Below are 26,285 nucleotides of genomic sequence, written 5' to 3'. Positions count from 1 at the left end.
AAACCAAAAAGCAGAATCTATAGATTCTGCTTTTTGGTTTTATACAATAAATAAATCAATTCGACATATTTACTATAACTAATTGTACCTTCTTGGTTATTTGCTTTTAAGAACTGATTATTTAACTCAGAAAAAGTATCGCTAGTCTTTCCTTCATATTTCAAATAATAATTTAATTCAGCTTTACGATCTTGTTTTATTTTAGGATGCATATTATCTAATTCCATTTTTACAAAATAAGGATCAGACTTATATATTGCGCCTAAAAGAGAATATATACTTTTATAATAAATAGAGTAATTAATTTCTGGATTATTAGATTTTGAACCTAAATAATATGCTAAAAAATTTGCTTCACTTTCTGATGCAAATCCCATTTGATGACCATATTCATGAAAAAGTGTAGCAGGTTGTTTTAAATCTGTATTGTACCGATTTAAATTAGCTTCAGCTGTAAAAGGATTGTAATAGCCTAAGATTCCCATATAGTTCTGCATCTTAGAAATCCAAGATAATTTGAAATGAGCATGTTTTAAAAAGCGATAATTTTTGAGCCATTTTAATTCGTTTAAACTGTATTGAAGCTTATAAAACTCTTCATTATATTCTTTTATATTTGAATTGAACTTAATTGTTGTTGAATCATTGTGCTCGATTAAATTTCTAACATAGATAGCTTTATCTAGTTCATCGCAATATATTTGTTTTAAAATTTTAGGTTCAATAATAATTTCGTTTTGCGCAAAAATTAATGTTTGTTTTTTATACATGACACCCCAAGCAAACATGTAAATAAAGTAAATACTATTTACAAAAATTAATAGATAATAGAGTGTATATGAAATATCTTTCTTTGTTTTGAAAAAGCTTTTAATTAATTTAATAATAAGAGTAAAACCAATCAATCCAATTGATAGATAAAAGATTTCTCCTATTGGAAAATTAAAAGAGTTTGTAACTCTTGTTATAAATTCTGAGATAGGGAATGTAATTTTATTAACGATAAAATCATTGATATTTTCGATAGAGAAAAGTATCGAGAATAGAATAATTTGAGCAATAAAAATAACAAATGTGATAATGGTTTTATTCAACTTCTTTTGCATATTGATTAGCAATATAACTAACATAAATTAACTGAAAAGTATGATAGAGCATGATAGGAATTAAATAGATCCCTATATCTCCTGTAAAAATAACTGCTGCAATTACCGAGCCATGTACTAATGATTTTTTAGTTGCGCAAAATTGTATAGTAATATCATCTTCTCGATTAAAATTCATTTTTTTTGCTATCCATTTTGACAAATTGAAAAAGATAAAGAATATTGCAATAACGATAATAGAAACAATAGCAAGAGGAAGTAAACCTAGTTTAGAGAAAAGCCCATCTAAAAAAGTATGACTAAAACTATTATAAACAATTAAAACAATTGTGAATTTGTCCAAATTAGAAAATTGTTTTTTGTATTTATTATAAAAGAAACCCAGATATGGCTGCAGTATAGCTCCTATAAAAACAGGCAAAATAATCTTAAGAACCAAATCTAAAAAAGTTCCTAATAAATCAAAATCACCATCACTTTTAGACAAAAATAAACTCATCCAAAGAGGTGTTACAATAATTCCTATTAAACCCGAAATACTTGCATTAAAAATAGCACTTGGAATATTCCCTTTTGCAATAGAAACCATTACAACAGAAGAAGAAACAGTACTAGGTAAAACAGCCAAATAAAAAATAGCTACATAGAGTGTAAAATATGCTGGATAATTCTTTATTATAGGATAAAAACACAAAACAAGTAAAGGGAAAAAAATAAAAGTTATAGATTGGATCAATAAATGCATTTTCCAATTTGACAAATCTTTAAAAACATCTTTCCAATTTAATTTCAATCCATAAAAAAGAAAAACTAAAATTATTCCGATATCAATTACTGTATTTAATGTAAAATCTCTATAAGACCATAAACTGATATTTGGATATACATAAGCAATTAAAATAGCAATAAATAAAAAAAGTATAAAAGGGTCTGGTAGTTTTTTCAAAAATCTCAAAATCAATAAATTTTAAACAAAAATAATAAATAAGATTTAAAAGCATTTTATAAATATTTAAGACTTTGATTTTTAGAGATTAAATTGAATCTAAATAAATTACTTGTTATTATTACAAGTAATTATTATTTACATTATATTTGCCTCAACAAACCTTAAATCTATCTTATGAAAACATGCCTACAATGTAACCAAACGCTATTTGGGCGCAAGGATAAAAAATTTTGTAATGATTTTTGTCGAAATTCTTACAATAATAATCTTAATCGTGACAAAGTTGAAATTGTACGAAATATTAATAATAGATTAAGAAAGAATAATCGAATTTTAAAGACATTATTGGAAGAAGGAATTCGCTCGATAAGTAAAGATGAGCTTACTTTAAAAAATTTTGATTTTAGATACATCACAAATATAAACGAGTCAAAAAATGGCACAATTTTTTATGTGTATGATGTAGGATATCAAAAATTAGATAACGAAAATTATTTATTATTTCAGGAATAAATTTTTATTTTTTTATTGAAAAAAGCGTGTTGACTTGTCAATGCGCTTTTATATTTTCTAGCAAATCTATTCTTTTTTAAACATTATATTTTATAACGATTTTTTGCGGTAATTAAGTTTAACTTTCTAAAATAACTTAACTTTGCGCCAAGATGAAAAAAGATATCAATCAACTTGATCCGAAAGAATTTATTCTGATTAAAGGTGCAAAATTGCACAACTTAAAAAACATTGATTTAGCGATACCGAAAAACAAGTTAATAGTGATTACTGGAATGTCTGGTTCTGGAAAATCTACTTTGGCTTTTGATACTTTGTATGCAGAAGGTCAGCGTCGCTATGTCGAAAGTTTATCGTCTTATGCGCGTCAGTTTTTAGGGAAATTGGATAAACCACAAGTTGATTATATCAAAGGAATTGCTCCAGCAATCGCGATTCAGCAAAAAGTAAATTCGACTAATCCACGTTCTACAGTTGGGACAACGACAGAAGTTTACGATTATCTAAAGTTGTTGTACGCACGTATTGGAAAAACATATTCGCCCATTACGGGAGAATTAGTTCAAAAAGATTCGGTTACAGATGCAATTGATTATCTAAAAACTTTTGCGGCTGAAACTAAATTTATTCTTCAAATAAAATTGGTTGTGCCAGAGGAACGTTCGTTTGCAGAGCATTTGAATATTCTTCAACAACAGGGGTTTACACGATTGAGTGTGGATGGAAATCAAGTGAAAATTGAAGACTTAATTTCATTTAATTTTGAGCCTCAACCTGAAAATGATGTACATCTCTTAATTGATCGTATTTCATTACCAACAGAAGATGAAGAATCTTTTTATCATCGTTTAGCAGATTCTATCGAGACAGCTTTTTTCGAAGGAAAAGGAGAAATAGCGATTGTAAATGCAGAAGATAATTCGGTAAAATATTTTTCTAATAAATTCGAATCAGATGGTCTGATTTTCAATGAACCAACGATTCATTTCTTTAGTTTCAATAATCCTTATGGAGCTTGTCCAACTTGCGAAGGTTATGGAAAAGTAATTGGTGTTGAGGAGAATCTTGTCGTTCCAAATAAATCGTTGTCAATTTATGAAGACGCTGTTGTTGCTTGGAAAGGAGAGAAAATGGGCGAATGGAAAAATCATTTTATCAAGCTTTCTCAAAAAGTAGATTTTCCAATTCATAAACCTTATTTTGAATTATCTGAAGAGCAAAAAGACTATTTGTGGCGCGGTGATAATGATTGGGAAGGATTGGATGGTTTCTTCAAAATGGTTGAAGAGAATACATACAAAATTCAATATCGTGTAATGTTGTCTCGTTATCGTGGTAAAACAACATGTCCGACTTGTAAAGGTAAGCGTTTGCGTAAGGAAACGAACTTTGTGAAAATTGCGGATAAATCGATTAATGATTTGGTTGATTTACCTTTAAACGAATTGAATGATTTCTTCACAAGTATTACATTTAATGAATATGATCAGCAAATTGCTGGTCGAATTATATACGAAATTAAGTCGCGTTTAATGTTTTTGCTAGATGTTGGTTTAGAATATTTAACGCTAAATCGTGCTTCGAATACCTTGTCTGGAGGAGAATCGCAACGTATCAATTTAGCAACTTCTTTAGGAAGTAGTTTGGTTGGTTCTATGTATGTGTTAGACGAGCCTTCGATTGGTTTACATTCGCGAGATACTGCCAAATTTATTACGATTCTACAACGTTTACGAGATTTAGGCAATACAGTGATTGTGGTAGAACATGACGAAGATATCATGAAAGCAGCCGATTATATTATCGATATTGGTCCAGAAGCGGGAACAAATGGAGGTGAAGTAGTTTTTGAAGGAACCTATAATGAATTATTAAAAGGTGATACATTAACGTCGAAATATTTAAACGGAAAATTAGAAATTGAAATTCCTAAAAAACGTCTAAAATCTCCTAATTATCTGAAAATTATTGGAGCAAGAGAAAATAATCTAAAAAATATTGATGTTAAATTTCCTCTGAACGAATTAACCGTTATTACAGGTGTTTCGGGTTCAGGTAAATCGACGTTGATGAAAGATATTTTAGCACCAGCTGTTCAGCGTCATTTCGAGATTTTTGGAAATAAAATCGGTGATTTTGATGAATTAGTTGGAGATTTAAAACAATTGGAAGGAATTGAGTTAATCGATCAAAATCCAATTGGGAAATCTTCGCGTTCTAATCCTGTTACTTATGTAAAAGCTTACGACGATATTCGAAATTTATTTGCTAATCAAAAAGCGAGTAAAGTGATGGGATTTCAACCAAAACATTTTTCGTTTAACGTAGATGGCGGACGTTGTGATGCATGTAAAGGAGAAGGAACAATTACTATTGAAATGCAATTTATGGCTGATGTGGAATTGGTTTGCGAAGATTGTCATGGGGAACGTTTCAAGAAAGAAATCTTAGAAGTTAAGTTTGAAGGAAAATCGATTTCAGATGTGTTAAATCTAACAATTGATGAAGCAATTACTTTTTTTGCTGAACATCAACAAAATAAAATTGTCGAAAAACTGAAACCGTTGCAAGATGTTGGTTTAGGTTATGTAAAACTTGGTCAATCATCGAATACACTTTCTGGAGGAGAGGCACAACGTGTGAAGCTGGCTTTCTTCTTGACGAAAGGAGAAACGACTAATAAAACCTTATTTATTTTTGATGAACCTTCTACTGGTCTACATTTCCATGATATTCAAAAATTGATTAAAGCATTACGTGCTTTGATTGATTTGGGACATTCGGTTTTTGTAATCGAACATAATATGGATATTATCAAAGTAGCTGATTGGGTGATTGATCTTGGTCCGGAAGGAGGTAAAAAGGGTGGTTATTTGGTTGCTGAAGGTACACCAGAAGATATTGTGAAAGTAAAAGAATCCTACACAGCACAATTTTTGAAAGAGAAGTTGAAATAAGAATAAAAAAGCTATATTTACGTTTATGAAATATAGCTTTTTACTTTTAATAATTATTTTTACTTCATGTAATTCGTATAATGTGAATAGTCTTGAGAAAAATATTTCTTTCAGAGAAAATAATATTGTTCAGCTTAATTTAGAAAAACATAAAAATTATGTAATCATAAAGAATGATTTTCCAAGTGGGACAGATAAACTTCATGAAAAAATTAACCAATCTGTTAAAGGATTGTTCAATGATGAAAATACTGTTGTTAATTCATTAAATTTTTATGATAAATATTATAACTCGAATGAATTTATCAATTTTATAAATCATGATACTTATTATGATTATGCATTTATTGTAGAGTTAAAAGTAGAGCCGTTTATTCAAGGAGCACAATACCTTAGTCGTGGTAAAACAAAATTACCTGAAGAAGGTAAAAGTAGGTATAGTATTGTTTTACAAATTCTTAATTTAAAAAATAAGGAGCTATTATTTTCACAACAAAGAAACTTTGAATTAAACAATAGGACATTAACGAAGTCTCCAGAATTCATTACATCTTATGAAGAAAATTATTTTATAAATAATTTTTCAGATATCTTTAGGAACATAATAAATTATTAAAATCAAGATTAACATAGTTTTATTTTGCGCTACATTTTGCGTGATGATATACTGGGAAATTACATGAATTTCCTATAAAACACAATTTATTTGCTTTTTTATGAAGTGAAAGCGCCAACTCAATTTGTGATGAATCAGAAATAATGATTTCAGGAAATAAATCAACTTTAATAATCTTCCCACTTCCATCAGGATTCACTTGTAACGTAGCTTCTGAATGGTCTTGGTAAGAAATCACTTCAATTTTATGTTGTGTACAACAATATAAATACGACATCATGTGACAAGAAGTCAAACTACTCAAAAGCAAATCTTCGGGATTATATAAATTTGGATCACCTTTGAAAGCTTTCGCAGCAGAAACTTCTAAATCAGGTTTTCCTTCAATCGAAATATGATGACTTTTTGTATAAATTCTGGCTAATGAATCCTTCTGTGATTCTTTCTTCATCCAATTTAGCGTAACTTTAAATAAATGATTCAAGGCTTAATTTTTATCAAAAATAAACTATATTTATGTCTATGAGGTATAGTTTAATTATTTTTCCTTGTAATTTTAAAACATACTTTTTACATCAGAAAAAATATATAATTTGAACTCCTTAAGTAATCCAGAAGTAATATCTTGTTTTGAAGAGAATTCTTTAATAATATGATTTTTTTTGAATTGTTTTGACAATTTAAAAATAGTATAGATTTCAATATATAAAGATGATATTAACTTATTTTAAATAATTAGTAATTGTTATTTTTGTATCAATTTTAATCAAATTAAATGTCTGTTTCTTCCTTTATAAATACCAATCATAAACTTAATATAAAAAATGAAATATTAGCTGGTTTAACTGTTGCAATGACAATGATTCCTGAATCTCTTTCATTTGTTATTTTAGCAGGTTTATCACCTTTAATAGGTTTGTATGGAGCTTTTATTATGGGAATTGTAACTGCTTTTTTTGGAGGTAGACCGGCAATGGTATCTGGAGGAGCTGGTGCTACAGTTATTACTTTAATTGCTTTGAATGCAACATATGGAGAGGAATATATTTTTGCTACAGTTGTTTTAGCAGGAATTTTTCAAATTATAGTAGGTGTTTTTAAACTTGGAAGGTTTGTTCGTCTTATTCCGCAATCTGTGATGTATGGATTTTTGAATGGTTTGGCGATTGTAATTTTTATTTCGCAATTAGAACAATTTAAATCTACTTCAGAAAGTATTCCACATTGGTTAACAGGAACACCTATGTTTACAATGCTTGGATTAACCTTATTGACTATATTTATTGTTTATTACTTTCCCAAAATAACCAAAGCTGTTCCTGCTTCACTAGTGGCAATCTGTGTTATTTTTATATTAGTTATAAGTTTTAAAATTGAAACCAAGACAGTTGGGGATATAGCGAGTATTAAAGGTGAGCTGCCAAATTTTCGTATTCCAAGCGTTCCGTTTACTTTAGAAACTTTGAAAATTATTTTACCTTATTCAATTATCATGGGGTCTGTTGGATTAATTGAGACCTTGTTAACACTAACTTTGGTAGATGAGGTTACAGAAACTAAAGGTTCTTCTAATAAAGAATGTTTGGCGCAAGGTGCAGCAAATATTACAAATGGTTTTTTTGGAGGAATGGGAGGTTGTGCTATGATAGCGCAAACTTTTGTAAACTTGGATGCTGGGTCACGTTCTCGAATAGGTCCAGCGATAGGTGCAATTACAATTTTGATTATTATTTTAGTTGGATCTCCAATTATTGAAAAAATACCAATGGCAGCTCTTGTTGGTGTTATGATGATGGTTGCTATTTCGACTTTTAAATGGGGATTTTTTAAATTGATTATGAAAATGCCAAAATCTGATGTTTTTGTAAGTATATTAGTCGCTGTAATTACAGTTTTTCTTCATAATCTTGCGTTAGCGGTTTTTGTTGGTGTTATAGTGTCTGCATTAGTTTTTGCTTGGGATAATGCGAAACGTATTCGTTCTCGAAAATCTATCGATGAAAATGGCAGAAAAGTTTATGAAATATATGGTCCACTTTTCTTTGGATCTTCATCAATTTTTTTAGAAAAATTTGATATTATTAATGATCCAAAAGAAATTGTCATTGATTTTAAAGAAAGTAGGATTGTTGATATGAGTGCAATTGAAGCTTTAAATACCATTACGTTTAAATATGCACAAAAAAATAAAAGAGTAATCTTACGACATTTAAGTAAAGATTCTATTAGATTATTATATAATGCAAAAGGTATTATAGAGGTAGATATAGAGGAAGATCCAACTTATAATGTTATGCCAAAATAAAAAATCAGCTTAGTTAAAGCTGATTTTTTATAAATATTTTTCATTAATAATATTCATATGATGAATAGAGTGACCTGCCATTATATAACCAATTTTTTCAACTGAATATTCTCGATCTCCAACTATTCCTATTTTATTTAATGTTTCATCATTAAAAGATTCAAACTGAAAATAAGTTGCTTTCATCAAGTTTGTCCACTCTTTTATCAATTCTTCAGGTTTTCTTTCATTTGCATTGGAAGTTAAAACATAAGCATTTTCATCAAAGAAATTCAACATTTGTTTATCTTCTCTTGCAATATGCTGTGCACGATAAGAAAATATACGCTCACAATCTATACAATGTTGTATCATTTCTTTGATTGTCCATTTCCCTTCAGTATATGCATAATTCCATTTATCTAATTCTGTTACAATTGTCAATGTTTTCTTAATATCAGCAATACGTGTCTGTAAGGCATCTACAACTTCAATTCCATCGTAAATAGAAGTATAATTGTCGTGGTTTATTGTATTCATTTTTCAGTAATTTTTTACAATTTAAGGATAATTTGACTGAGTTATTTTAAGTATTTGTTAAAATTAGATAAGCTTTTTTTTGAATTTAATTCCATTTATAATAAAAAAATACGATTCTTTTAGAAAATTAAAATCTTGTATTTGATAAATTTATATTACTGAAAATCGTTGCTAAGTTTGAGTAGGAAACTCAACTTTAAAAACATAGAATATAAGCAAATGATTTCAAATTTATCATATTCAAGCGGAGCATCACAGTATTCTCTTTTAGGTGAAACAATTGGAGAAAATTTACGAAATACTGTAGCAAAATATCCACAGCAAGAAGCATTAGTATGTGTAGATCAAAATTATCGTGCAACTTATACAGAATTTTATTCTCAAACAGAACAAATAGCAAAATCATTAATAGGAGTAGGATTAAAGAAAGGTGATCGCGTTGGAATTTGGGCGCCTAATCGTGCAGAGTGGACATTATTACAATATGCAACTGCTCGTGTAGGAATGATTTTAGTTAATCTAAATCCAGCTTATAGAGAAAATGAACTTGAGTTTGTATTGAATCAAGCAGAAATATCAGCTGTTTTTGCCTCTCTCAAATTTAAAACTAGTGAATATAAAGTGATGTTGAATAATGTAAAAGACAATACAATATCATTGAAACATATCGTAATTTTTGAAGAGGATTGGGATAATTTTTTAATTCAAGGAGAAGAAATTTCAACCTCAGAAGTTCATCAAATTGAACAATCTGTTCAGTTTGATGACGCTGTTAATATTCAGTATACATCTGGTACAACAGGTTTTCCGAAAGGAGTAACCTTAACGCATCATAATTTATTGAATAATGGTTTTTTTATTGGAATTAGATTGAATTACACGCATAGAGATCGTGTTTGCATTCCTGTCCCTTTTTATCATTGTTTCGGAATGGTAATAGGTAATATGGCGTGCACTTCTCATGGGGCTTGTATGGTAATTCCGTCTGAAAGTTTTGAACCAGAAAAAGCATTAAATGCTGTCGAATTAGAAAAGTGTACTTCGCTCTATGGTGTTCCAACAATGTTTATTGCTGAATTAGAATTACCAAACTTTGATCATTTCGATTTGTCATCCTTAAGAACAGGAGTAATGGCAGGCTCACCTTGCCCAATCGAAATTATGAAAAAAGTACAAGCTAAAATGAATATGAAAGAAGTTTCGATTTGTTATGGGATGACAGAAACTTCACCTGTTTCGACACAAACAATTATAGGAACACCTTTGGAAAAGCAAGTTTCGACTGTGGGTACGGTTCAAGATCATTTAGAAATTAAAATTATAGATCCACAAACAAGAGAAATTTTACCAAGAGGAATTGCAGGAGAATTTTGTACAAGAGGTTATTCGGTGATGCAAAAATATTGGAATAATCCAGAAGCTACAGCGCAAGTAATTGACGAAAATAATTGGCTACATACAGGTGATTTAGCTACGATGGATGTTGATGGATATATTAATATTACTGGACGTATAAAGGATATTATTATACGAGGAGGAGAAAATATTTCACCAAAAGAGATTGAAGATTTTCTATATGAACACGAATCAATTTCTGATGTTCAAATTATTGGTGTTCCAAGTATCAAATATGGAGAAGAAGTAATGGCTTGGGTAAAAGTAAAAGATGGAGTTACAATTACTGAAGATGAATTGAAAGGTTTTTGCTTATCTATAGCTCATTTTAAAAGACCAAAGTATTGGAAATTTGTGACAGAATTTCCAATGACAGTTTCAGGAAAAATAAGAAAAATTGAAATGCGAGAAGTTTCCATCAAAGAATTAGGATTAGAAAATGCAAGAAAAGTCAAAACATCTTAAAAAAGCATTTAAATATAAAAAAAGTAGACTCAAAAATGATAATTTTCAATTATCTTTGAGTCTATTTTAATTTTATAAAAACTAACGATATTAAAATGTCAAATATCTTATTAATAGAAGATGAACAGGCAATTCGAAATGTTTTAAAAAGTATTCTAATGGATGAAAATCCAAAATGGAATGTTGATGAAGCAGAGAATGGTGCAGTAGGTCTTGAAAAAATAAAAGAAAAAGAATACGACTTAATTATAAGTGATATAAAAATGCCATTGAAAGATGGTATGGAAGTCTTGTCAGAAGCAATGGAATATAATCCAGATTTGACAATAGTAATGATTACAGGTCATGGAGATGTGGATTTAGCAGTAGATGCAATTAAAAAAGGAGCATATGACTTTATTTCAAAACCACCAGATTTAAATAAGCTATTAACAACAGTACGTAATGCTTTAGATCGTAAATCTTTAATATCTTCAAATAAAGAATTAAAAAAAGAGAATAAAGCATTAAAGAAAAAAGTTGCAAAAAAATATGAAATGATTGGTGATGCTCCTGCAATAGCAGAAGTAAAACAAATTATTGATAAAGTAGCTGCTACAGATGCCCGCGTTCTTATTCTTGGACCGAACGGAACAGGAAAAGAACTAGTAGCACATCATTTGCATGAGAAAAGTGATAGAAGTGTAAAACCTTTAGTAGAAGTTAACTGTGCTGCGATTCCTGCTGAATTAATAGAAAGTGAGTTGTTTGGACATGTGAAAGGATCTTTTACAGGAGCAGTTAAAGATAAACAAGGAAAGTTTGAATTAGCAAATGAAGGAACTATATTCTTAGATGAAATAGGAGATATGAGTCTTTCTGCTCAAGCAAAAGTTTTGCGCGCATTACAAGAAGGAAAAGTTTCTCCAGTAGGTTCTGAGAAAGAGATTAACGTGAATGTTCGTGTGATTGCCGCAACGAATAAAGATTTGCGTAAAGAAATAGAAGAAGGTCGTTTTCGCGAAGATTTATACCATCGTTTAGCAGTAATTATCATTAATGTTCCAGCACTTAATGATCGTAAAGATGATATTCCAGCTTTAGTAGAACATTTTATAACAGATACAACGAGTCAGAAAAGTTTTGATAAATCTGCTTATGATGCATTGAAAGAGTTGGATTGGACAGGAAATATCCGTGAATTGAGAAATGTCGTTGAACGTTTATTAATTTTAGGAGGTGATCCAATTTCTGGAAAAGATGTTGAGCAATTTGTGAAAAAATAATCTATTCTAATGAAAAGGATTGGTTTTTTACTATTGATTTTTAATTTCTCGCTATTATCTTGTAAAAAAGAACAAGTTGAAATAGATAGAAGCTCAGATGGATTATCACATGAAGATGTGTTATCTCTAGAAAAAAATTCAGTATTTACGAATGAAACACTTATTTATAAAGGTGTTTTTGAAGGGAAATATTTTGGAGATAAAATCGTTTTGAAATTAGCAGATGATAAATTTACCATAGAATATAAAAATCAAACTTTTGATGGAGAATTATTCAAAAAAGATGATGGTTCTTTAATGGAAATTGCACCTAAAAAGAAAAAACTACCTTTTCAGTTTTTACGTTGGTCAGATAATTCAGAAATTATGATTCTGAATGAAGATGGGATGGCTGATGATAAAGGAGAGAATTATTTAACGAGAATTTCAGACTAATGAAAATAAAATTTACGTGGATTTTAAGTCTTATAACAATTACTTTTTTAATAAGTTGTAACTCTAATCCAACTACTAAAAATGATGATTTAGGAAAACGATTTTTCGAAAATTATTCATCTAGAAAAGATTACAAAAAAATGTTATCTTTTTATAATGATAGTTTGATTTACGAAAATGTAGCACAATATTCAGGTTCTTCAACTATTGATCCTCGTTATTTATTGAATGAAATTATTCGTTGGAATGATCAAACAATGCAGTATGAAAATAATAATTTATTGAAAGTGAATGAATTGTTTTCTAATGATACAATGATTATTGCAAATGGAGAATTTTCTGCCTATTCATATAATGGAATTAAATTTCCTTCTATGAAATTTACTACTTATTTGTATTTAGATAAAAACTCTAAAATCAAAAAACAAGTTGATTGGTTTAATTATCCTATTGAAGATATTATAGAATTGTATCAATTGCAACAAGGTCAAGACAAAATAAAATTAGATAAACAATAGTTTTAGTAAATCCAGTTAGAGTTTTTTAACTGGATTTTTTTATTTTTAGGTATGATAAAAATTGCCACAGAAAATGATATTCCTGAATTGAAAAGAATGATGATAAAATTGTTACAACATCACCAAGAGTTTAGCTTATCAGAGAAATATAAACCTGATTTTGAGAAGTATATCAAATAAAAAAGCTCCAAAATTGGAGCTTATAATTATTATTTAACTATTATTGTTCAGAGTTAAAGTAGGCTTTATAATAATACATTTTCTTTTCTTCGTCAAAGCCGCGCTCCAAATATTCTTCGGCTGCATCTGGATTTGTCAAATCTAATTTTATATTAATCTTTGTATCTAATTTAATTTCACTTTTAATTTTCTTTGATTCTTTCATCAAAGTTGGAACCGAAACTTCAAACGCTTCCACAAATTCAACACGATTATTTTCGCTATAATCTTTCTTATATTCTTTGAATTCGTCAATAATTTCGAAAGGTTTCAAAACTTGATCTTCAAAAATTTCATTCGTTACAACTTCATTTGAATTCAACACATTTATTGAATTTGAGATAAACTCTGCTTGTTGTTTTTTGTCCGTTTTATCCAAAAGAAAATCATTCGAGAAATCTGTAATCAACTCCATATATTTCTTCGTATGGTAATTGTTATCCTTAATCAAATTAATTTCCAAGAAATTTTTCTTCCAATATTCAGATTCTACATTTTTATCATCAATAGAGTAGACGCGGAAACCTTCGTCGCGATAAGCATCAAGAATGAGACAGGCTTTGTCGATTCCTTCTAACTTATAACCTTTCCAAATATTGTAATCTAAACCACGAGATTCGTCGAAACGTAAGAATTTCTTCTTATTTTCTAATTTATAAATTCCAATTCCACGACAAGGAATTCCGTCAAACATCATGTTTTCGAAAAGCGCAATAAAAACTTCACCACTTTTGATCTGCGGATGTAATGATTTTTCATATAAATGACTTAAAACTTCTTGCGAAAAATCGATAAAATCTGTTTCTTCATCAAACATTTGCTTGCATTGATTATACAAAACATTAAATTCTAACTTTTCTGTATAATGCGTGAAACGATTAATTTCGAGCGTTTTTTTGAAAGGACTTAATAAGAAAGGAACCAATTGTTCTTCCTTAGATTCATCGTATTCTAGAGTTTTATCGGCAAAAATGTTGGCTTCTTCTCGAACCTTATGTCCAACTTTTTGTAAACTAATAAAGGCGATGTAAGCATTTTTAACGTCAATCATTTTATATAATTTCTTAAAAACAAAAGTAATCAATTCAGAAATCAATACAAACGATGTCAGTAACAAATATTTAACAAAAATGTCAAACAAAAACGTCAATATAATTTCTTGAATTTGAATAGCTTATAGATTATTTTGATTGTTATAACATTTTCTATGGTTTAAACTTATAATTATGGCATGGAAATAGTATTAGGAATGAAGTCTTAATTTATTAAAAAGTTGGATGATGAAAAAAATTAGATTTACACTTTTAGGAGTAGCTTTTACAGCCATGTTAGCTGTTGGTGTAAATGCTCAAGATAGAGGTCAAAGAGGTGGTGAGAGAAGTTCTTCTTCAAGAGAAGTAACTTCAAGAAGTCAAGGAAATGGACGCTCTGAAATGGCTAGAACTGAAAATAGAACTAGTCGTGTTGAAGGTAATAGAACAGGAAGAATAGATCGAGGAAATAGTAGTAATGAATCATGGAAAAATTCAAATACGAGAGTTGACCGTACAGAGAGTACTCGAATCAGTAGAGATAATACAGCTATTGTAGGTAGTCGACCAAGTTCTAATAAAGATTGGAATAATAGTAGAAATAACAGAGAAAATAGTCAAGGAAATAAAGGCAATAGATCTGAGAGTTTAAAAAACAGAGATTTCTACAACAATCCAGTTCGTATAAATTCTAGCTCATACAACAGAGGAAATCGACCAGTTTCTAATGTTAATGTAAGAAACTATAACAAGTATTCGTACAACAGTTATAACTTCTACGGAAACAACGGTATTTACTACCGTCCTTATAACAGTGGATATGTGAGATATATGCCATATGTAGGATTTAGAATTAATATTTTACCAGTAGGTTATGTAACAATTAATATTGGTAATAGAAATCCATATTATTTCTACGAAGGTGTTTATTATAGCCCAAATAGAAGTTATTATGAAGTCGTTCAAGCTCCAATAGGTGCCATCGTATATGCTTTACCAGCAGGATATGAAAGAGTGAATTATGGAGGAGAGTATCTATATGAGTTTGGAGGAGTGTTGTATCAAAAGATTTATGATAGAGGGACAAGAGCTTATCAAGTAGTAGGTTACTTAGATTAAGTATAGGTTTTAGTAGTTAAGTAAAAGCCCAAACAGATTGTCTGTTTGGGCTTTTTATTTGTAGCGAAGAGCAGAATCGAACTGCCGACCTCAGGGTTATGAATCCTGCGCTCTAACCATCTGAGCTACCTCGCCAAATTTATAATTTTTGCAAAGGTAATTTTTTTTTAATTTTATAACAAAACTTATTTTGATTTTCTTTGGTAGATACAATTCATTTTATATCTTGCGACTTCAATTAAATAGAATTATGCCAAAAAAGAAATATCAAGTAGAATTTTCAATAAAATCTTCACCGTCTTTGTTATATAACTATATTTCAAATCCATCAGGTTTATCAGAATGGTTTGCAGATAATGTAAATTCTCGTGGAGAAAAATATACTTTTATTTGGGATGGACACGAAGAATCTGCATTTTTGATGAAATCGAAACAAGATACTTATGTGCGTTTTCAATGGGAATATGATGAAGACACAAAATATTTCTTCGAATTAACAATTGTAGAAGATGATTTAACAAATGATGTATCATTAGTTATTACAGATTTTGCAGAAGAAGATGAGGTTGAAGAATCAAAACAATTGTGGGAAAGTCAAATTGAAGATCTGAAAAAAATATTAGGATCTGTTTAAAAACTATTATTTTGAAAATTAACTTAGGTGGTGTTATCATAGAAAAAGCAAATGCAGAAATAGGAATTCAGAACAGAGCTTTTCGATATGGTGACGCTGTAAAAGAAATTTTACGATTTGTAAATGGTGAAATAATTGATTGGGAAGATCATTATTTTAATCTTATGGCTTCAATGCGGATATTTCGTATGAATATTCCATTAGATTTTACACCAGAATTTTTTCAAGAACAAATCAATTTATTAGCTGAAGCAAATCAAACCAAATCGGGGAGAGTAGAGTTTTTTGCTTTTAGAAATGATGAAGTTGATTATCTAAAAGCATCAATCAATTTCTTGATTTCTATAGAAAATAGTGACAAAGAATGGGAGTTTTTAGAGAGTGAGAACGAAATTGATGTATACAAAGATTATACAGTAAATACAGCATTTTATTCGCTTGTAAATACCTATCGTCCAGAAGAAAATATTGCAGAAATCTATCGTTTAGAAAATGATTATACAGATATTATTTTACTAAATGCCAACAAAAAAATGGCACGTTCTTTATGCGGAAATATTTTTGTTGTAAATGGAGAAGTAATTAGAACACCAAAAAAAGAAGAAGGTGTAATTACAAGTGTTTTGAGAAACAATTTCATTTCTAAAGTCAATAAATCTGAAGAATTTAAGATTGAAGAAACCGAAATATTTCCTTTCGAAATACAAAAAGCAGAAGAAGTTTTTATCTTGATAGATGGAGTAGGGATTTTACCAATTACCAAAAATCGTAAAAAAGAATATACTTCAAATAAAACAAAATTGGTTTTTAATTATTTATAACCAATTTAATTCATAGAAGGATCAGCTGGAGTGTTTAACCAAATTAGGTTTTCACCTCCAAGCTGTTTCATCAGAGTCTTCCATAAATTGGCATCCCAATTCTCAAAGATATCAAAGTCCAAATCTGTAATAGTCCAAGAATTATGATCTAATTCATCTTTTATTTGTTTTGGAGCCCAACCACAATATCCAATAAAAAATTTGATTTCATTATTCTGTATCAAATTTTGATTAACAGCTTCACGAACATCATCATATGATCCAGACCAATATAAATTATCAACTATTTTTTCACTGTTCTTAATTAAATCTGGACGTTTGTGAATGTAATAAATATTTTCTTTATCTACAGGACCTCCTTCATAAACAATAGAGCCCGATTCTATTTCAGAAACAAAAATACTAATTGGTATATGAGAAGAACGATTTAAGATAAAACCAATACTTCCAGATTCTAAGTGCTCTGTAATCAAAATAATACTACGTTGAAAAATATCGTTACTTAATGTTGGTTTGGCAACTAAAATAGTTCCTTTTTTTATACTTTTGATAGACATTTCTGTTTTTGGTTTTCTAGTATGAAATCTTGACGAAATATAAGATTATCCGTTTAAAAATAAAAAATATTCATTAATGAAACAAGATTTAAGTTATAAAAGAAAAGTCTATGAAAAACAATCGATGAATTTTGATTCGTTAAGAGAAAATCCTATCGAACAATTTCGTGATTGGTTTTTGCAAGCAGAAGAATCTGACGGAGTAGATGAAGCAAATGCAATGTCAGTAGCAACTATTGGTGAAGATGGTTTTCCAAGAACACGTGTTGTTTTATTAAAAAGATTTACAGACGAGGGGTTTATTTTTTATACAAATTATAATAGTCAAAAAGGAAAAGCTTTATTAGAAAATTCAAAAATCTGTTTATCCTTTTTTTGGCCTTTTTTAGAGAGACAAATTATTATAAAAGGAGTCGCAGAAAAGACATCAGATAATAATTCGGATGGTTATTTCGAAACGCGTCCACGAAGTAGTAAATTGGGGGCTTGGATATCTGCCCAAAGCTCTGTGATTGATGAATATCAAGATTTAGCAGCAGAAGAACTAGAATTAGAAAAAGAATATGAAGGTAAAGAAATTCCTCGTCCAGCACATTGGGGAGGTTTTTTAGTAAGACCAACGGAAATAGAATTTTGGCAAGGAAGACCAAGTCGTTTACATGATAGAGTTCGTTATGTATTACAAGATGATTTTGATTGGAAGAAAGAACGATTAGCTCCTTAATAACAAAAAGCCACTCTCTTAGAGAGTGGCTTTTTGTTAAACTATTTAAATAGTTAAAAGATTAATAAGTTAATAAAATAAAAACCCTTCACTAACTAGATGAAGGGTTTTATATAATCAGTATAATTTAATATTATTTTACATATCTGTAATTCTAATTGCGGATATACTATTCTCTCCAGCGTTATTACCTAAGCTAGTTATTAAATACGTATTTGTAGTTGTTGTAGGGATATTTGTATTAGCTCCCCACCAATATAAATAATAAGTTTGGTTAGTTTCTGAAGAATTTTTCACAATAATAGATCCATTTACAAGAGTGAATATTTCGTCTGTTTGTCCAGAAGGTGTAATTTTAGAACCTGCACCAATTAGAGTTCCTGCTAATAAGAAGTTTCTTGAAGATCCTGCTCCATTTGCGGCAGTACAACCTGAAGCAGTAGTACAAAAAGCGAATTTAGTATAAATATAAGCAGGTCTATTAGATGAACTATAATTATTGATACTATTATTTCCTCTCATTAACATAGTAACTTTTACTTCCCATGTGCCTTTAGGTAAATTTATTGTAGCATCTAGAGGAACTGGATTAGCATATGGGTTAGCAGTAGTAAATTGTTTGGTTGCTATATCTATATTAGTACCAAGAGAACTATTAAAAGTTCCTCTAATAATAGGCATTGTAAAGTTCGTAACATCATTTAATAATGATGATTTAGGAATAGTTTTTAATACACCGTCTGTTCCAGTAACTATTACACTTTGAACACTTGTATCTTCTTGTAATCCTTCAAATTTAGTAGGATTAGAAGTAGCTTTTACATGTAAAGTATTACTAGGAGCATTAGTTCCAATTCCGATTCTATCGTTAGCAGCATCTACAGAGAATGTAGTTCCATCCACAGAGAATGCATTTGTAGTCGTTCCAGTAAATGCTAATGTATTTGTACCTTGTGTTACAACTCTAGGTCCTGTTAATGTACCATTTGCTGTATAAAAGTTTGTAGAAGTACTACTTACTGGATGCCATTTATCATCTATACCATAATAATATAAGCCTTCTTTAGTAACTTCTTTAACTTTTGTATAACTAGGATCTGTTGGGCTAATAATAAAATTGTTATCTGAATCAGGAAAAATGTAAACTAATGTACCTTCCAATGAGCCTTGACCTGTATTATTACTATGAGTACCTCTCGCTTGATATGTGTTAAGTTCCTTTTTTGATAATTCTGAAGCTGTCATTTTGGGAATTAATAAGCCTTCAGCTGCTGCTGAAGTAGCAGATAAAGCTCCATTAATATCAAATGAAACACGGGGAGACTTAGTATTAATACCTACTTTTCTTGCTCCTGAGGCTAATACCATTGTCGGGTTTGCATCTGTAGCACTTGTTTGTCCAAAAATGATAGAATTAGTCTTACTTGTAACATCTCTTGCTATACCATCAGTAAACATTAAAGTATTACCATTTTGAGTAACAATCCTTGTCTCTATAAGAGTACCATTTACATTATATAAATTAGTATTTGTGTCTAGTTTTCTCCATACAATTGTTGAAGTAGATGCATCTAAATAATAAAAGCCAATAGCATCTACATTAGCTACTTGTGCTAAACTAGGTCCAGTTATTGCTCCCCCTATATTAGGAACATAAATTATAGCACCATTCTGTATTGATGTATATGCATTTGTGTCTTTCAAGGCAAGTTCTGCTTTTGTAACTTTAGGAATTAATATTCCGTCATGAGCAGAAACGTCGTTTACATTAGATGTTCTTTTTTCTTTTATATCTAATGTGGCTTGAGGAGTGTTTGTGTCAATCCCCACCTGAGCATTCGCAAAATAAGTAAAACCTAAAAAGGCAAGAGTAAGTAAATTTTTTTTCATAAGTGTTTATTTTTATTATATAGATAAAAATGTAGAAATATGTGTTGTTGTAAAACAATACTTCTAAATATTTTTAAAATTCTTGAGAATTTATTTTATGGATTAATTATTCAAATTATGAATAGTATCAATAAATTACAATTTGCGAAAAGCAATAAAATAAGAAGGATTATTTGCAGGTAAGGCAAAATAAAATTTGGTAGTTATCATAGTAAAGAGTAATTAATAGATATTTACAAATATGTAAAAATAATCTGAGCAAATATATAATAATATTTCTAATAATAAATTTTAAAAGACTTTATGGGTTTAAAAAGAGGGATTTAGTTTAATAAATTCCCTTATTTTTAATGAATAAACGATATTATCTAAGTTATAAAAAAAAATAGTACATATTCTTAGAATATGTACTATTTAAATATTGTTCTGAATTATTATTTTATTTAAAATTTATTTTTCCTCCAGCTATTTTTTTCTGATTACGCTGAGTAGGATTTCCATAAATGTCAATTACGCCGCCAGCTCTTGTTTTTACCTCAACTGATTTTTCTACACGAGCTTCTATTACACCACCAGCATTTGTTGTTAAACTCGCTTTATCAGAATTTAAAGTTTTTGAATAATATTTCCCTCCTGAATTTGCAATTACAGTCTGAGATTCTGTATCTCCAGTTAAAATAACTTCTGCACCAGAATTTATTTTAACTTCTAATTTTCCTGTATTTATAGGTAGTTTGATTGAAGAACCTTCATTTGACGTTAAATACAAAGCCTGAGATTTGATTACATCATCAGAATGAATTCGAGAACCTTGACTTGCTTGGATTTCATATAATGATGTATAATAAACTTTAACTGTTGCTTCACCTCCTTGCATCAATTTAGTTCCTGTCATCTTAATTTTTAATTCTCCTTTGTTGTTTTCAACTTGTACATCGCTAGAATTAATACCATCTACTTCTACAATATTTTTATTAGAAGATATTAATTCTACAGGGATTTTATCGTAAACCTTTAAAATATTAAAATCTCCTACATTAATTTCTTCCTGAGCAAAGGCAAATGAAGAACCAAATAAAGCTACTGCTGATAATACAATATTTTTCATAAAAAAAATTTTCTAATTTGGTTTGAAATTACACAAAATTCAAACCAAAAAGAAAATTTTTTATTTTAATGATATGTTGTGACTGTTATTTTGTCCCTTCAGCTGTTAATTCAGCGATACGAACAATAATTTCAGTTGCTTTTTCCATTGATTCTACTGGAACATATTCGTAAGGTCCATGAAAATTGTGACCTCCAGCAAAAATATTAGGACAAGGTAATCCCATAAAAGATAAACGAGCGCCATCTGTACCACCACGAATTGGTTTGATATTAGGCGTAACTCCGCAATCTTTAAGAGCTTGTTCTGCGATTTCAACAGATTGGAATTTCTCTTTTACTTTCTCAATCATATTAAAATATTGATCAGAAACTTCTGCTTTAATTACTTCATGATCAAAACGCTCTTGAATATCAGCGGCAATTTGTAAGAATAAAGCTTTACGCGCTTCATATTGCTCCATATCGTGATCACGAATGATATATACCATTTTTGCTTCTGTTACATTTCCTGTAATTTTAGCTAAATGAAAGAATCCTTCGCGTCCGTCTGTTAATTCAGGAACTTCATCACTTGGTAATTGTGCAGCAAATTCCATTGCAATATTAGATGCATTAATCATCTTATCTTTTGCATAACCAGGATGAACAGATTTTCCTTTGATTGTAACAATTCCAGAGGCAGCATTAAAGTTTTCATACTCTAATTCTCCAATTTCAGAACCATCCATTGTGTAACCCCATTCTGCACCAAATTTCTCTACATTAAAGAAATCTGCACCACGACCAACTTCTTCATCAGGAGTAAAACCAATTGCGATACGTCCATGTTTAATTTCTGGATGAGCAATCAAATATTCAGCTGCTGTTACAATTTCTGCAATACCAGCTTTATCATCAGCACCTAATAATGTTGTTCCATTAGTTGTAATGATAGTTTGACCTTTATATTGAGATAATTCTGGAAACTCATTTGGAGATAAAATCATTGATTCGTTCAATTTAATATCTCCACCATCATAATTTTCCCAAATTTGAGGTTGTACATTTTCTCCAGAAAAATCTGGCGATGTATCCATATGAGAAACAAACCCAATTGTAGGCACTTCGTGATCAACTGTAGAAGGAACATATCCGAAAACATACCCATTTTCATCAATCGAAACGTCTTCTAAACCGATTTGTTTTAACTCCTCAACCAAATAATTTGCTAAATCCCATTGACGATCTGTACTTGGAAATTTATCTAAAAAAGCCTCACTTTCAGTGTAAGTTTTAACATATTTCAAAAAGCGTGTTACCAACTTTTCTCTCCATTCTGTTTGCATTGCGTTTTAATTTTTGTCAAAATTACTAAATTATCTACCTTTAAGGCGCAAATAAACCAAAAAAATGAGTGAGCTAACTTTTAAAATTATTGAATGTCCACGCGATGCGATGCAAGGACGCAAAGATTTTATACCGACTGACAAGAAAATCGATTACCTAAATCGTTTATTGACTGTTGGTTTTGAAGCGATAGATTGTGGAAGTTTTGTTTCGCCAAAAGCGATTCCACAAATGGCTGATACGAAAGAAGTTTTAGATAATATTGATAAAACCAATTCAAAATCGAAATTATCTGTTGTTGTTGCCAACAAAAGTGGTGCAATAAAAGCTGCTGAGCACGAAAAAGTGGATATTATTGGATTTCCTTTTTCTATTTCAGAGAATTTTCAGCAATTCAACACAAATAAAAGTCGTGAAGAAGCGTTTGAAATGGTGAAAGAAATCAACCAAATAGCAAATGATAATGGTAAACATATGTTAATTTATCTTTCGATGGCGTTTGGAAATCCTTATGGAGAAACTTGGAATGAAGAAATCGTAAAAGAATGGTCGAAAAAAATGGCTGATATCGGAATTTCTTCGATCAATTTATCAGATACAATTGGCGTTGCAGATGATAAAACAATTGCTGATTTGTTTCAAAATTTAATTCCGCATTATCCAGAAATAGAATTTGGAGCACATTTTCATACTGTTTATACAGAATGGCATTCTAAGGTACAAGCTGCTTATGATAATGGTTGTCGTCGTTTTGATGGTGCAATAAAAGGGCTGGGAGGATGCCCAATGTCAAAAAGCGATATGGTTGGAAATATGCCTACAGAGAAACTAATTAGTTTTGCAAATGAACACAAAGAAAAACATGGTTTGAATCTTTTTGATTTTGAATCTGCTTGGAATGTTTCTTTGCGTACATTTGGCTTAGTTTAATCTTAACAATAAACTAAAAAATCAATTCTTTTGTTAAAGGAAATTAAAATATGCTTGACTTTAACAAAAAAAGTTAAATTTGCTCATCGGTAAGTTTTTATCGAACTTAGAATATTAAAATGAAATTAAAGTATATGAAATTTAAATCGAGTATGATGTTGTTAATTGCAGCATTATTTACGGTAAATACTTTTGCACAAACAGCAAAACCAACACCAAAACGTCTTGCTAAAGTAGATGGTATTGCTGCTGTTGTTGGAGATCAAATTGTTTTAGAATCAGATGTAGATCGTGATTTCTTAATGTCAAAACAACAAGGAATGAAGGTTGATGATAAATGTGATTTCTTAAATGATATTATGTTAGACAAAATGTTAGTTGATCGTGCAAAACAAGATACTTTAATCAAAGTGACTCAAGATGAGGTTACACGTCAGCTAAATAACCAAATAGAAGGTTGGATTGCTCAAGCTGGTGGAGAAAAACAAATTTTAGATTATTTTGGATTCCGTACAATGGCTGAAATGAAAAACGAAACTAAATATATTGTAGAAGATAACATTTATGCTCGTAACAAAAGAGAAATGGTTGTAAAAGGTGCAGATGCTACTCCAGAAGAAGTACGTTTATTTTTCGAAAAACATCAAGGGGAATTACCTGATGTAAAAGATGAAGTTTCTATTAGTCATATTGTGATGTTTCCTCAAGTCTCGGAAGAGAATCAACAAAAAATTATTAATCAATTAAAAGAAATTAAGAAAGAAATAGAAGAAGGAGCTTCTTTTGCAACGAAAGCAATTTTATATTCAGAAGATCCAGGTTCTGCGAGTAATGGAGGTGAGTATAAAAAAGTTTCTCGTGGTAAAATGGTAAAAGAGTTTGATGCAGTTGCATTTAATTTACAAGAAGGTGAAATTTCAGATCCTTTCAAAACAGACTTTGGATATCATATTATTAAATTAGAGAAACGTCGTGGGCAAGAGTTAGATTTACGTCATATCTTGATTACTTTGAAACCAACTGAAGAAGAAATAAAAGCAACAAATAGTAAATTGGATTCTATTCGAGTATTAATTAATGATGGAAAGATGACTTTTAAAGATGCTGCTTTAAGATTTTCAGATGATAAATACACGAAATTTAATTCAGGAAACATTATGAACCAAAATTCTGGTGATGACCGATTTGAAAAAATAGCTTTACCATTACCAATGTTTACAGCAATTACAGCTTTGAATGAAGGAGATATTTCTCAAGTTTTTGAAGATGATTTTGATAATAGAAAAGCATTAAGAATTTTGAAATTAAACAAATTCTATCCTGAACATAAAATAAATTATGAAGATGATTATTATAGAATTCAGAAGTTCGCTGTTCAAGATAAAGAACGAACAATGTTAATGGATTGGGTAAAACGCCAAGTAGGTGACGCTTATGTGAAGATAGGTAAAGAATATCAAAGTTGTACTTTTCCTATTGATTGGGAAAAGAAAAATAATAAATAATTATAAAAAAAGAGACTCTATTTAGAGTCTCTTTTTTTATTTTCGTGATGCTAATATTTTATCTATTCGATTACCATCTTTATCCATAATTTCTAGTGTCAAATCTTCCACTTCTACCTTATCACCAACATTTGGAATTGTTTCGTATTTATCTAAGAAAATTCCAGCAACAGTCACATATCTATTTTCGATTTCCTCGTCAATATCAATGTCAAAAAACTTTTCGAATTCATAAATAGAAAACTGCCCATCTATCAACCATGTTCCATCTTCGCGCTCTACTATTTCATAATCTTCGTCTTGATTTTCGGGTGTATCTCCTACCAATTCATCCAAAATATCATTTATAGTAACAATACCTGCTGTAGTACCATATTCGTCCAAAATAATGGCGAAATGAGCTTGCGAATTTTGTAACATTTCTAACAATGGATAACTAAATGAATTTTCGTTAACAAAAATAGGTTTGTGTATAAATTTTTTCAGGCTAAAATCTTCTTTACTCACCCCAAACATATCTTTTAGTTTTAAGATACCAACGATTTCATCCAGATTATTGTTTTTCGTAACAGGATAAGCCGAATATTTATTTTTTTTGACTTTTGCACGTGCTTTCTCATAATCATCTGAAATATCTAATGAAGCAATTTCCGAACGATGTGTTGCCAACGTATTCACACGACGATCTCCAAGTTCGAAAACACGTTCTAGAATTTCGTGTTCTTTTTCTTGAATTTCTCCGCCTTCAGTACTTTCTTTGATGATATTTTTAATTTCTTCTTCCGACACAACTTCGTTGCTATCGTCTTTAATACCAAATAATTTTAAGAAAAAATTATTCGTAACAGTTAATAACCAAACAAACGGAGAAGTGATGATAGATAACCATTTCATTGGTTTTGAAACGATGGTAGAAACCATTTCTGGAAATTTCATTCCCAAACGTTTTGGTAATAATTCGCCAAATACAATTGAAAAGTAGGTGATGATTACTACCATAATAATTGGAGAAAGTGTTTTAGCGTAAGGAGCAATGAAAGAGATAGACGTTAAAAATTCTGTTAAATCTGCAGTTAATTTATCGCCAGAGAAAACCCCTAACAAGATACCAATTAAGGTAATTCCGATTTGTACGGTTGATAAAAATTTATTCGGATTTTCAGCAAGTTCCAAGGCAGTTTTAGCGCCAGAACTTCCTTTCTTCATTTTATTTTCTAATTTAAATTTCCTTGACGAAACAAGTGCCATTTCTGACATGGAAAAAATTCCGTTCAATAAAATCAATACAATTATTATAACAATCTCCACTTTTATTTTTTAATTTTGATAAAAATAAACCAAAATCTAATACCCACCATAATGACTCAATTTAATAT

25 protein-coding genes and 1 tRNA gene are annotated in these 26,285 nt (G+C 29.8%); 15 read left to right on the top strand and 11 right to left on the bottom strand.

Annotation, left to right across the window (positions count from 1 at the left end; genetic code table 11):
* Positions 1–17: 17 nt before the first annotated feature.
* Positions 18–1,106 carry a DUF3810 family protein gene (locus tag E4J94_RS13765; protein WP_168801879.1) on the bottom strand — a complete coding sequence of 363 codons (1,089 nt, stop codon included), beginning with the start codon at positions 1,104–1,106 and terminating at the stop codon, positions 18–20.
* The gene (locus E4J94_RS13760) at positions 1,087–2,052 is read right to left on the bottom strand and encodes a bile acid:sodium symporter family protein (RefSeq protein ID WP_246034343.1); all 966 of its coding nucleotides are present in this window, start codon (positions 2,050–2,052) and stop codon (positions 1,087–1,089) included. Before E4J94_RS13760 ends, E4J94_RS13765 begins: the two co-directional genes overlap by 20 nt.
* A gap of 177 nt (positions 2,053–2,229) precedes the next feature.
* On the opposite strand from E4J94_RS13760, the gene E4J94_RS13755 reads away from it, so the two are divergent.
* From E4J94_RS13755 to E4J94_RS13745, 3 genes are all read left to right on the top strand, one after another.
* Positions 2,230–2,568, top strand: a complete 339-nt coding sequence (locus E4J94_RS13755) for a hypothetical protein (protein WP_135836373.1) — start codon at positions 2,230–2,232, stop codon at positions 2,566–2,568.
* A gap of 152 nt (positions 2,569–2,720) precedes the next feature.
* Positions 2,721–5,525 carry an excinuclease ABC subunit UvrA gene (gene uvrA, locus E4J94_RS13750; protein WP_135836372.1) on the top strand — a complete coding sequence of 935 codons (2,805 nt, stop codon included), beginning with the start codon at positions 2,721–2,723 and terminating at the stop codon, positions 5,523–5,525.
* 25 nt (positions 5,526–5,550) lie between these two features.
* Positions 5,551–6,141, top strand: a complete 591-nt coding sequence (locus E4J94_RS13745) for a hypothetical protein (protein WP_135836371.1) — start codon at positions 5,551–5,553, stop codon at positions 6,139–6,141.
* Positions 6,142–6,160: 19 nt separating this feature from the next.
* On the opposite strand, the gene E4J94_RS13740 is transcribed toward E4J94_RS13745, so the two are convergent.
* On the bottom strand, positions 6,161–6,592 hold the full coding sequence (locus E4J94_RS13740) for an OsmC family protein (RefSeq protein ID WP_135836456.1): 432 nt from the start codon (positions 6,590–6,592) through the stop codon (positions 6,161–6,163).
* 324 nt (positions 6,593–6,916) lie between these two features.
* Here E4J94_RS13740 and E4J94_RS13735 point away from each other — a divergent pair, with 324 nt between their 5' ends.
* The gene (locus E4J94_RS13735) at positions 6,917–8,446 is read left to right on the top strand and encodes a SulP family inorganic anion transporter (RefSeq protein ID WP_135836370.1); all 1,530 of its coding nucleotides are present in this window, start codon (positions 6,917–6,919) and stop codon (positions 8,444–8,446) included.
* Positions 8,447–8,473: 27 nt separating this feature from the next.
* Here the strand turns inward: E4J94_RS13735 and E4J94_RS13730 are convergent, their stop codons facing one another.
* A complete protein-coding gene (locus E4J94_RS13730; RefSeq protein ID WP_135836369.1) occupies positions 8,474–8,965 on the bottom strand; it encodes a DinB family protein in 492 nt (163 codons plus the stop codon).
* Between the two features lie 219 nt (positions 8,966–9,184).
* Here E4J94_RS13730 and E4J94_RS13725 point away from each other — a divergent pair, with 219 nt between their 5' ends.
* From E4J94_RS13725 to E4J94_RS17925, 5 genes are all read left to right on the top strand, one after another.
* Entirely contained in the window at positions 9,185–10,825 is a 1,641-nt protein-coding gene (locus E4J94_RS13725; RefSeq protein ID WP_185145646.1) for an AMP-binding protein, read from the top strand.
* Between the two features lie 95 nt (positions 10,826–10,920).
* On the top strand, positions 10,921–12,090 hold the full coding sequence (locus E4J94_RS13720) for a sigma-54-dependent transcriptional regulator (RefSeq protein WP_135836368.1): 1,170 nt from the start codon (positions 10,921–10,923) through the stop codon (positions 12,088–12,090).
* Between the two features lie 9 nt (positions 12,091–12,099).
* The gene (locus tag E4J94_RS13715; RefSeq protein WP_135836367.1) at positions 12,100–12,525 is read left to right on the top strand and encodes a hypothetical protein; all 426 of its coding nucleotides are present in this window, start codon (positions 12,100–12,102) and stop codon (positions 12,523–12,525) included.
* Positions 12,525–13,043 (top strand): hypothetical protein, encoded by a 519-nt coding sequence (locus E4J94_RS13710; protein ID WP_135836366.1) that lies wholly within the window; start codon positions 12,525–12,527, stop codon positions 13,041–13,043. Before E4J94_RS13715 ends, E4J94_RS13710 begins: the two co-directional genes overlap by 1 nt.
* A gap of 51 nt (positions 13,044–13,094) precedes the next feature.
* Positions 13,095–13,223, top strand: a complete 129-nt coding sequence (locus E4J94_RS17925; RefSeq protein WP_262710487.1) for a hypothetical protein — start codon at positions 13,095–13,097, stop codon at positions 13,221–13,223.
* 40 nt (positions 13,224–13,263) lie between these two features.
* Here the strand turns inward: E4J94_RS17925 and E4J94_RS13705 are convergent, their stop codons facing one another.
* Positions 13,264–14,313, bottom strand: a complete 1,050-nt coding sequence (locus E4J94_RS13705) for a nucleoid-associated protein (protein ID WP_135836365.1) — start codon at positions 14,311–14,313, stop codon at positions 13,264–13,266.
* A gap of 229 nt (positions 14,314–14,542) precedes the next feature.
* Here E4J94_RS13705 and E4J94_RS13700 point away from each other — a divergent pair, with 229 nt between their 5' ends.
* Positions 14,543–15,412 carry a DUF6515 family protein gene (locus tag E4J94_RS13700; RefSeq protein ID WP_135836364.1) on the top strand — a complete coding sequence of 290 codons (870 nt, stop codon included), beginning with the start codon at positions 14,543–14,545 and terminating at the stop codon, positions 15,410–15,412.
* A 61-nt stretch (positions 15,413–15,473) separates the two neighbouring features.
* Here E4J94_RS13700 and E4J94_RS13695 read toward each other — a convergent pair.
* Positions 15,474–15,547: transfer RNA gene (locus E4J94_RS13695), tRNA-Met, on the bottom strand.
* Positions 15,548–15,662: 115 nt separating this feature from the next.
* Between E4J94_RS13695 and E4J94_RS13690 the strand changes: the two genes are divergently transcribed.
* Positions 15,663–16,046, top strand: a complete 384-nt coding sequence (locus E4J94_RS13690) for an START-like domain-containing protein (protein ID WP_135836363.1) — start codon at positions 15,663–15,665, stop codon at positions 16,044–16,046.
* Positions 16,047–16,057: 11 nt separating this feature from the next.
* Entirely contained in the window at positions 16,058–16,867 is an 810-nt protein-coding gene (locus E4J94_RS13685; protein WP_135836362.1) for an aminotransferase class IV, read from the top strand.
* 5 nt (positions 16,868–16,872) lie between these two features.
* On the opposite strand, the gene E4J94_RS13680 is transcribed toward E4J94_RS13685, so the two are convergent.
* Positions 16,873–17,424: a YqgE/AlgH family protein gene (locus E4J94_RS13680; RefSeq protein WP_135836361.1), complete on the bottom strand. Its 552-nt coding sequence runs from the start codon at positions 17,422–17,424 to the stop codon at positions 16,873–16,875.
* Between the two features lie 76 nt (positions 17,425–17,500).
* Here E4J94_RS13680 and pdxH point away from each other — a divergent pair, with 76 nt between their 5' ends.
* On the top strand, positions 17,501–18,148 hold the full coding sequence (pdxH, locus tag E4J94_RS13675) for a pyridoxamine 5'-phosphate oxidase (RefSeq protein ID WP_135836360.1): 648 nt from the start codon (positions 17,501–17,503) through the stop codon (positions 18,146–18,148).
* Positions 18,149–18,286: 138 nt separating this feature from the next.
* Here pdxH and E4J94_RS13670 read toward each other — a convergent pair whose 3' ends face one another.
* The 3 genes from E4J94_RS13670 to pepT form a co-directional block, all read right to left on the bottom strand.
* Positions 18,287–20,038 (bottom strand): hypothetical protein, encoded by a 1,752-nt coding sequence (locus tag E4J94_RS13670; RefSeq protein WP_135836359.1) that lies wholly within the window; start codon positions 20,036–20,038, stop codon positions 18,287–18,289.
* A 439-nt stretch (positions 20,039–20,477) separates the two neighbouring features.
* A complete protein-coding gene (locus tag E4J94_RS13665; protein ID WP_135836358.1) occupies positions 20,478–21,146 on the bottom strand; it encodes a head GIN domain-containing protein in 669 nt (222 codons plus the stop codon).
* A gap of 85 nt (positions 21,147–21,231) precedes the next feature.
* Entirely contained in the window at positions 21,232–22,473 is a 1,242-nt protein-coding gene (gene pepT, locus E4J94_RS13660) for a peptidase T (RefSeq protein ID WP_135836357.1), read from the bottom strand.
* A 64-nt stretch (positions 22,474–22,537) separates the two neighbouring features.
* Here pepT and E4J94_RS13655 point away from each other — a divergent pair, with 64 nt between their 5' ends.
* Both E4J94_RS13655 and E4J94_RS13650 read left to right on the top strand, forming a co-directional pair.
* Positions 22,538–23,404: a hydroxymethylglutaryl-CoA lyase gene (locus tag E4J94_RS13655; protein WP_135836356.1), complete on the top strand. Its 867-nt coding sequence runs from the start codon at positions 22,538–22,540 to the stop codon at positions 23,402–23,404.
* A 134-nt stretch (positions 23,405–23,538) separates the two neighbouring features.
* Positions 23,539–24,909, top strand: a complete 1,371-nt coding sequence (locus E4J94_RS13650; RefSeq protein ID WP_246034342.1) for a peptidylprolyl isomerase — start codon at positions 23,539–23,541, stop codon at positions 24,907–24,909.
* A gap of 36 nt (positions 24,910–24,945) precedes the next feature.
* On the opposite strand, the gene E4J94_RS13645 is transcribed toward E4J94_RS13650, so the two are convergent.
* Positions 24,946–26,217, bottom strand: a complete 1,272-nt coding sequence (locus tag E4J94_RS13645) for a hemolysin family protein (protein ID WP_135836354.1) — start codon at positions 26,215–26,217, stop codon at positions 24,946–24,948.
* Between the last annotated feature and the right edge of the window lie 68 nt (positions 26,218–26,285).

Source organism: Empedobacter tilapiae (assembly GCF_004785645.1).
Lineage (GTDB): Bacteria > Bacteroidota > Bacteroidia > Flavobacteriales > Weeksellaceae > Empedobacter > Empedobacter tilapiae.
This window is presented reverse-complemented; position numbering and strand designations above follow the sequence as displayed.

What these genes read in the sequence shown, in the direction of transcription:
- E4J94_RS13730 (WP_135836369.1), bottom strand. Translation starts at nt 8,965, where the DNA reads ATGAATACAATAAACCACGACAATTATACTTCTATTTACGATGGAATT.
- E4J94_RS13735 (WP_135836370.1), top strand. Translation starts at nt 6,917, where the DNA reads ATGTCTGTTTCTTCCTTTATAAATACCAATCATAAACTTAATATAAAA.
- E4J94_RS13655 (WP_135836356.1), top strand. Translation starts at nt 22,538, where the DNA reads ATGAGTGAGCTAACTTTTAAAATTATTGAATGTCCACGCGATGCGATG.
- E4J94_RS13700 (WP_135836364.1), top strand. Translation starts at nt 14,543, where the DNA reads ATGAAAAAAATTAGATTTACACTTTTAGGAGTAGCTTTTACAGCCATG.
- E4J94_RS13665 (WP_135836358.1), bottom strand. Translation starts at nt 21,146, where the DNA reads ATGAAAAATATTGTATTATCAGCAGTAGCTTTATTTGGTTCTTCATTT.
- uvrA (WP_135836372.1), top strand. Translation starts at nt 2,721, where the DNA reads ATGAAAAAAGATATCAATCAACTTGATCCGAAAGAATTTATTCTGATT.
- E4J94_RS13745 (WP_135836371.1), top strand. Translation starts at nt 5,551, where the DNA reads ATGAAATATAGCTTTTTACTTTTAATAATTATTTTTACTTCATGTAAT.
- pdxH (WP_135836360.1), top strand. Translation starts at nt 17,501, where the DNA reads ATGAAACAAGATTTAAGTTATAAAAGAAAAGTCTATGAAAAACAATCG.
- pepT (WP_135836357.1), bottom strand. Translation starts at nt 22,473, where the DNA reads ATGCAAACAGAATGGAGAGAAAAGTTGGTAACACGCTTTTTGAAATAT.
- E4J94_RS13680 (WP_135836361.1), bottom strand. Translation starts at nt 17,424, where the DNA reads ATGTCTATCAAAAGTATAAAAAAAGGAACTATTTTAGTTGCCAAACCA.
- E4J94_RS13740 (WP_135836456.1), bottom strand. Translation starts at nt 6,592, where the DNA reads ATGAAGAAAGAATCACAGAAGGATTCATTAGCCAGAATTTATACAAAA.
- E4J94_RS13765 (WP_168801879.1), bottom strand. Translation starts at nt 1,106, where the DNA reads ATGCAAAAGAAGTTGAATAAAACCATTATCACATTTGTTATTTTTATT.
- E4J94_RS13755 (WP_135836373.1), top strand. Translation starts at nt 2,230, where the DNA reads ATGAAAACATGCCTACAATGTAACCAAACGCTATTTGGGCGCAAGGAT.
- E4J94_RS13690 (WP_135836363.1), top strand. Translation starts at nt 15,663, where the DNA reads ATGCCAAAAAAGAAATATCAAGTAGAATTTTCAATAAAATCTTCACCG.
- E4J94_RS13720 (WP_135836368.1), top strand. Translation starts at nt 10,921, where the DNA reads ATGTCAAATATCTTATTAATAGAAGATGAACAGGCAATTCGAAATGTT.
- E4J94_RS13670 (WP_135836359.1), bottom strand. Translation starts at nt 20,038, where the DNA reads ATGAAAAAAAATTTACTTACTCTTGCCTTTTTAGGTTTTACTTATTTT.
- E4J94_RS13715 (WP_135836367.1), top strand. Translation starts at nt 12,100, where the DNA reads ATGAAAAGGATTGGTTTTTTACTATTGATTTTTAATTTCTCGCTATTA.
- E4J94_RS17925 (WP_262710487.1), top strand. Translation starts at nt 13,095, where the DNA reads ATGATAAAAATTGCCACAGAAAATGATATTCCTGAATTGAAAAGAATG.
- E4J94_RS13650 (WP_246034342.1), top strand. Translation starts at nt 23,539, where the DNA reads ATGAAATTTAAATCGAGTATGATGTTGTTAATTGCAGCATTATTTACG.
- E4J94_RS13725 (WP_185145646.1), top strand. Translation starts at nt 9,185, where the DNA reads ATGATTTCAAATTTATCATATTCAAGCGGAGCATCACAGTATTCTCTT.
- E4J94_RS13710 (WP_135836366.1), top strand. Translation starts at nt 12,525, where the DNA reads ATGAAAATAAAATTTACGTGGATTTTAAGTCTTATAACAATTACTTTT.
- E4J94_RS13705 (WP_135836365.1), bottom strand. Translation starts at nt 14,313, where the DNA reads ATGATTGACGTTAAAAATGCTTACATCGCCTTTATTAGTTTACAAAAA.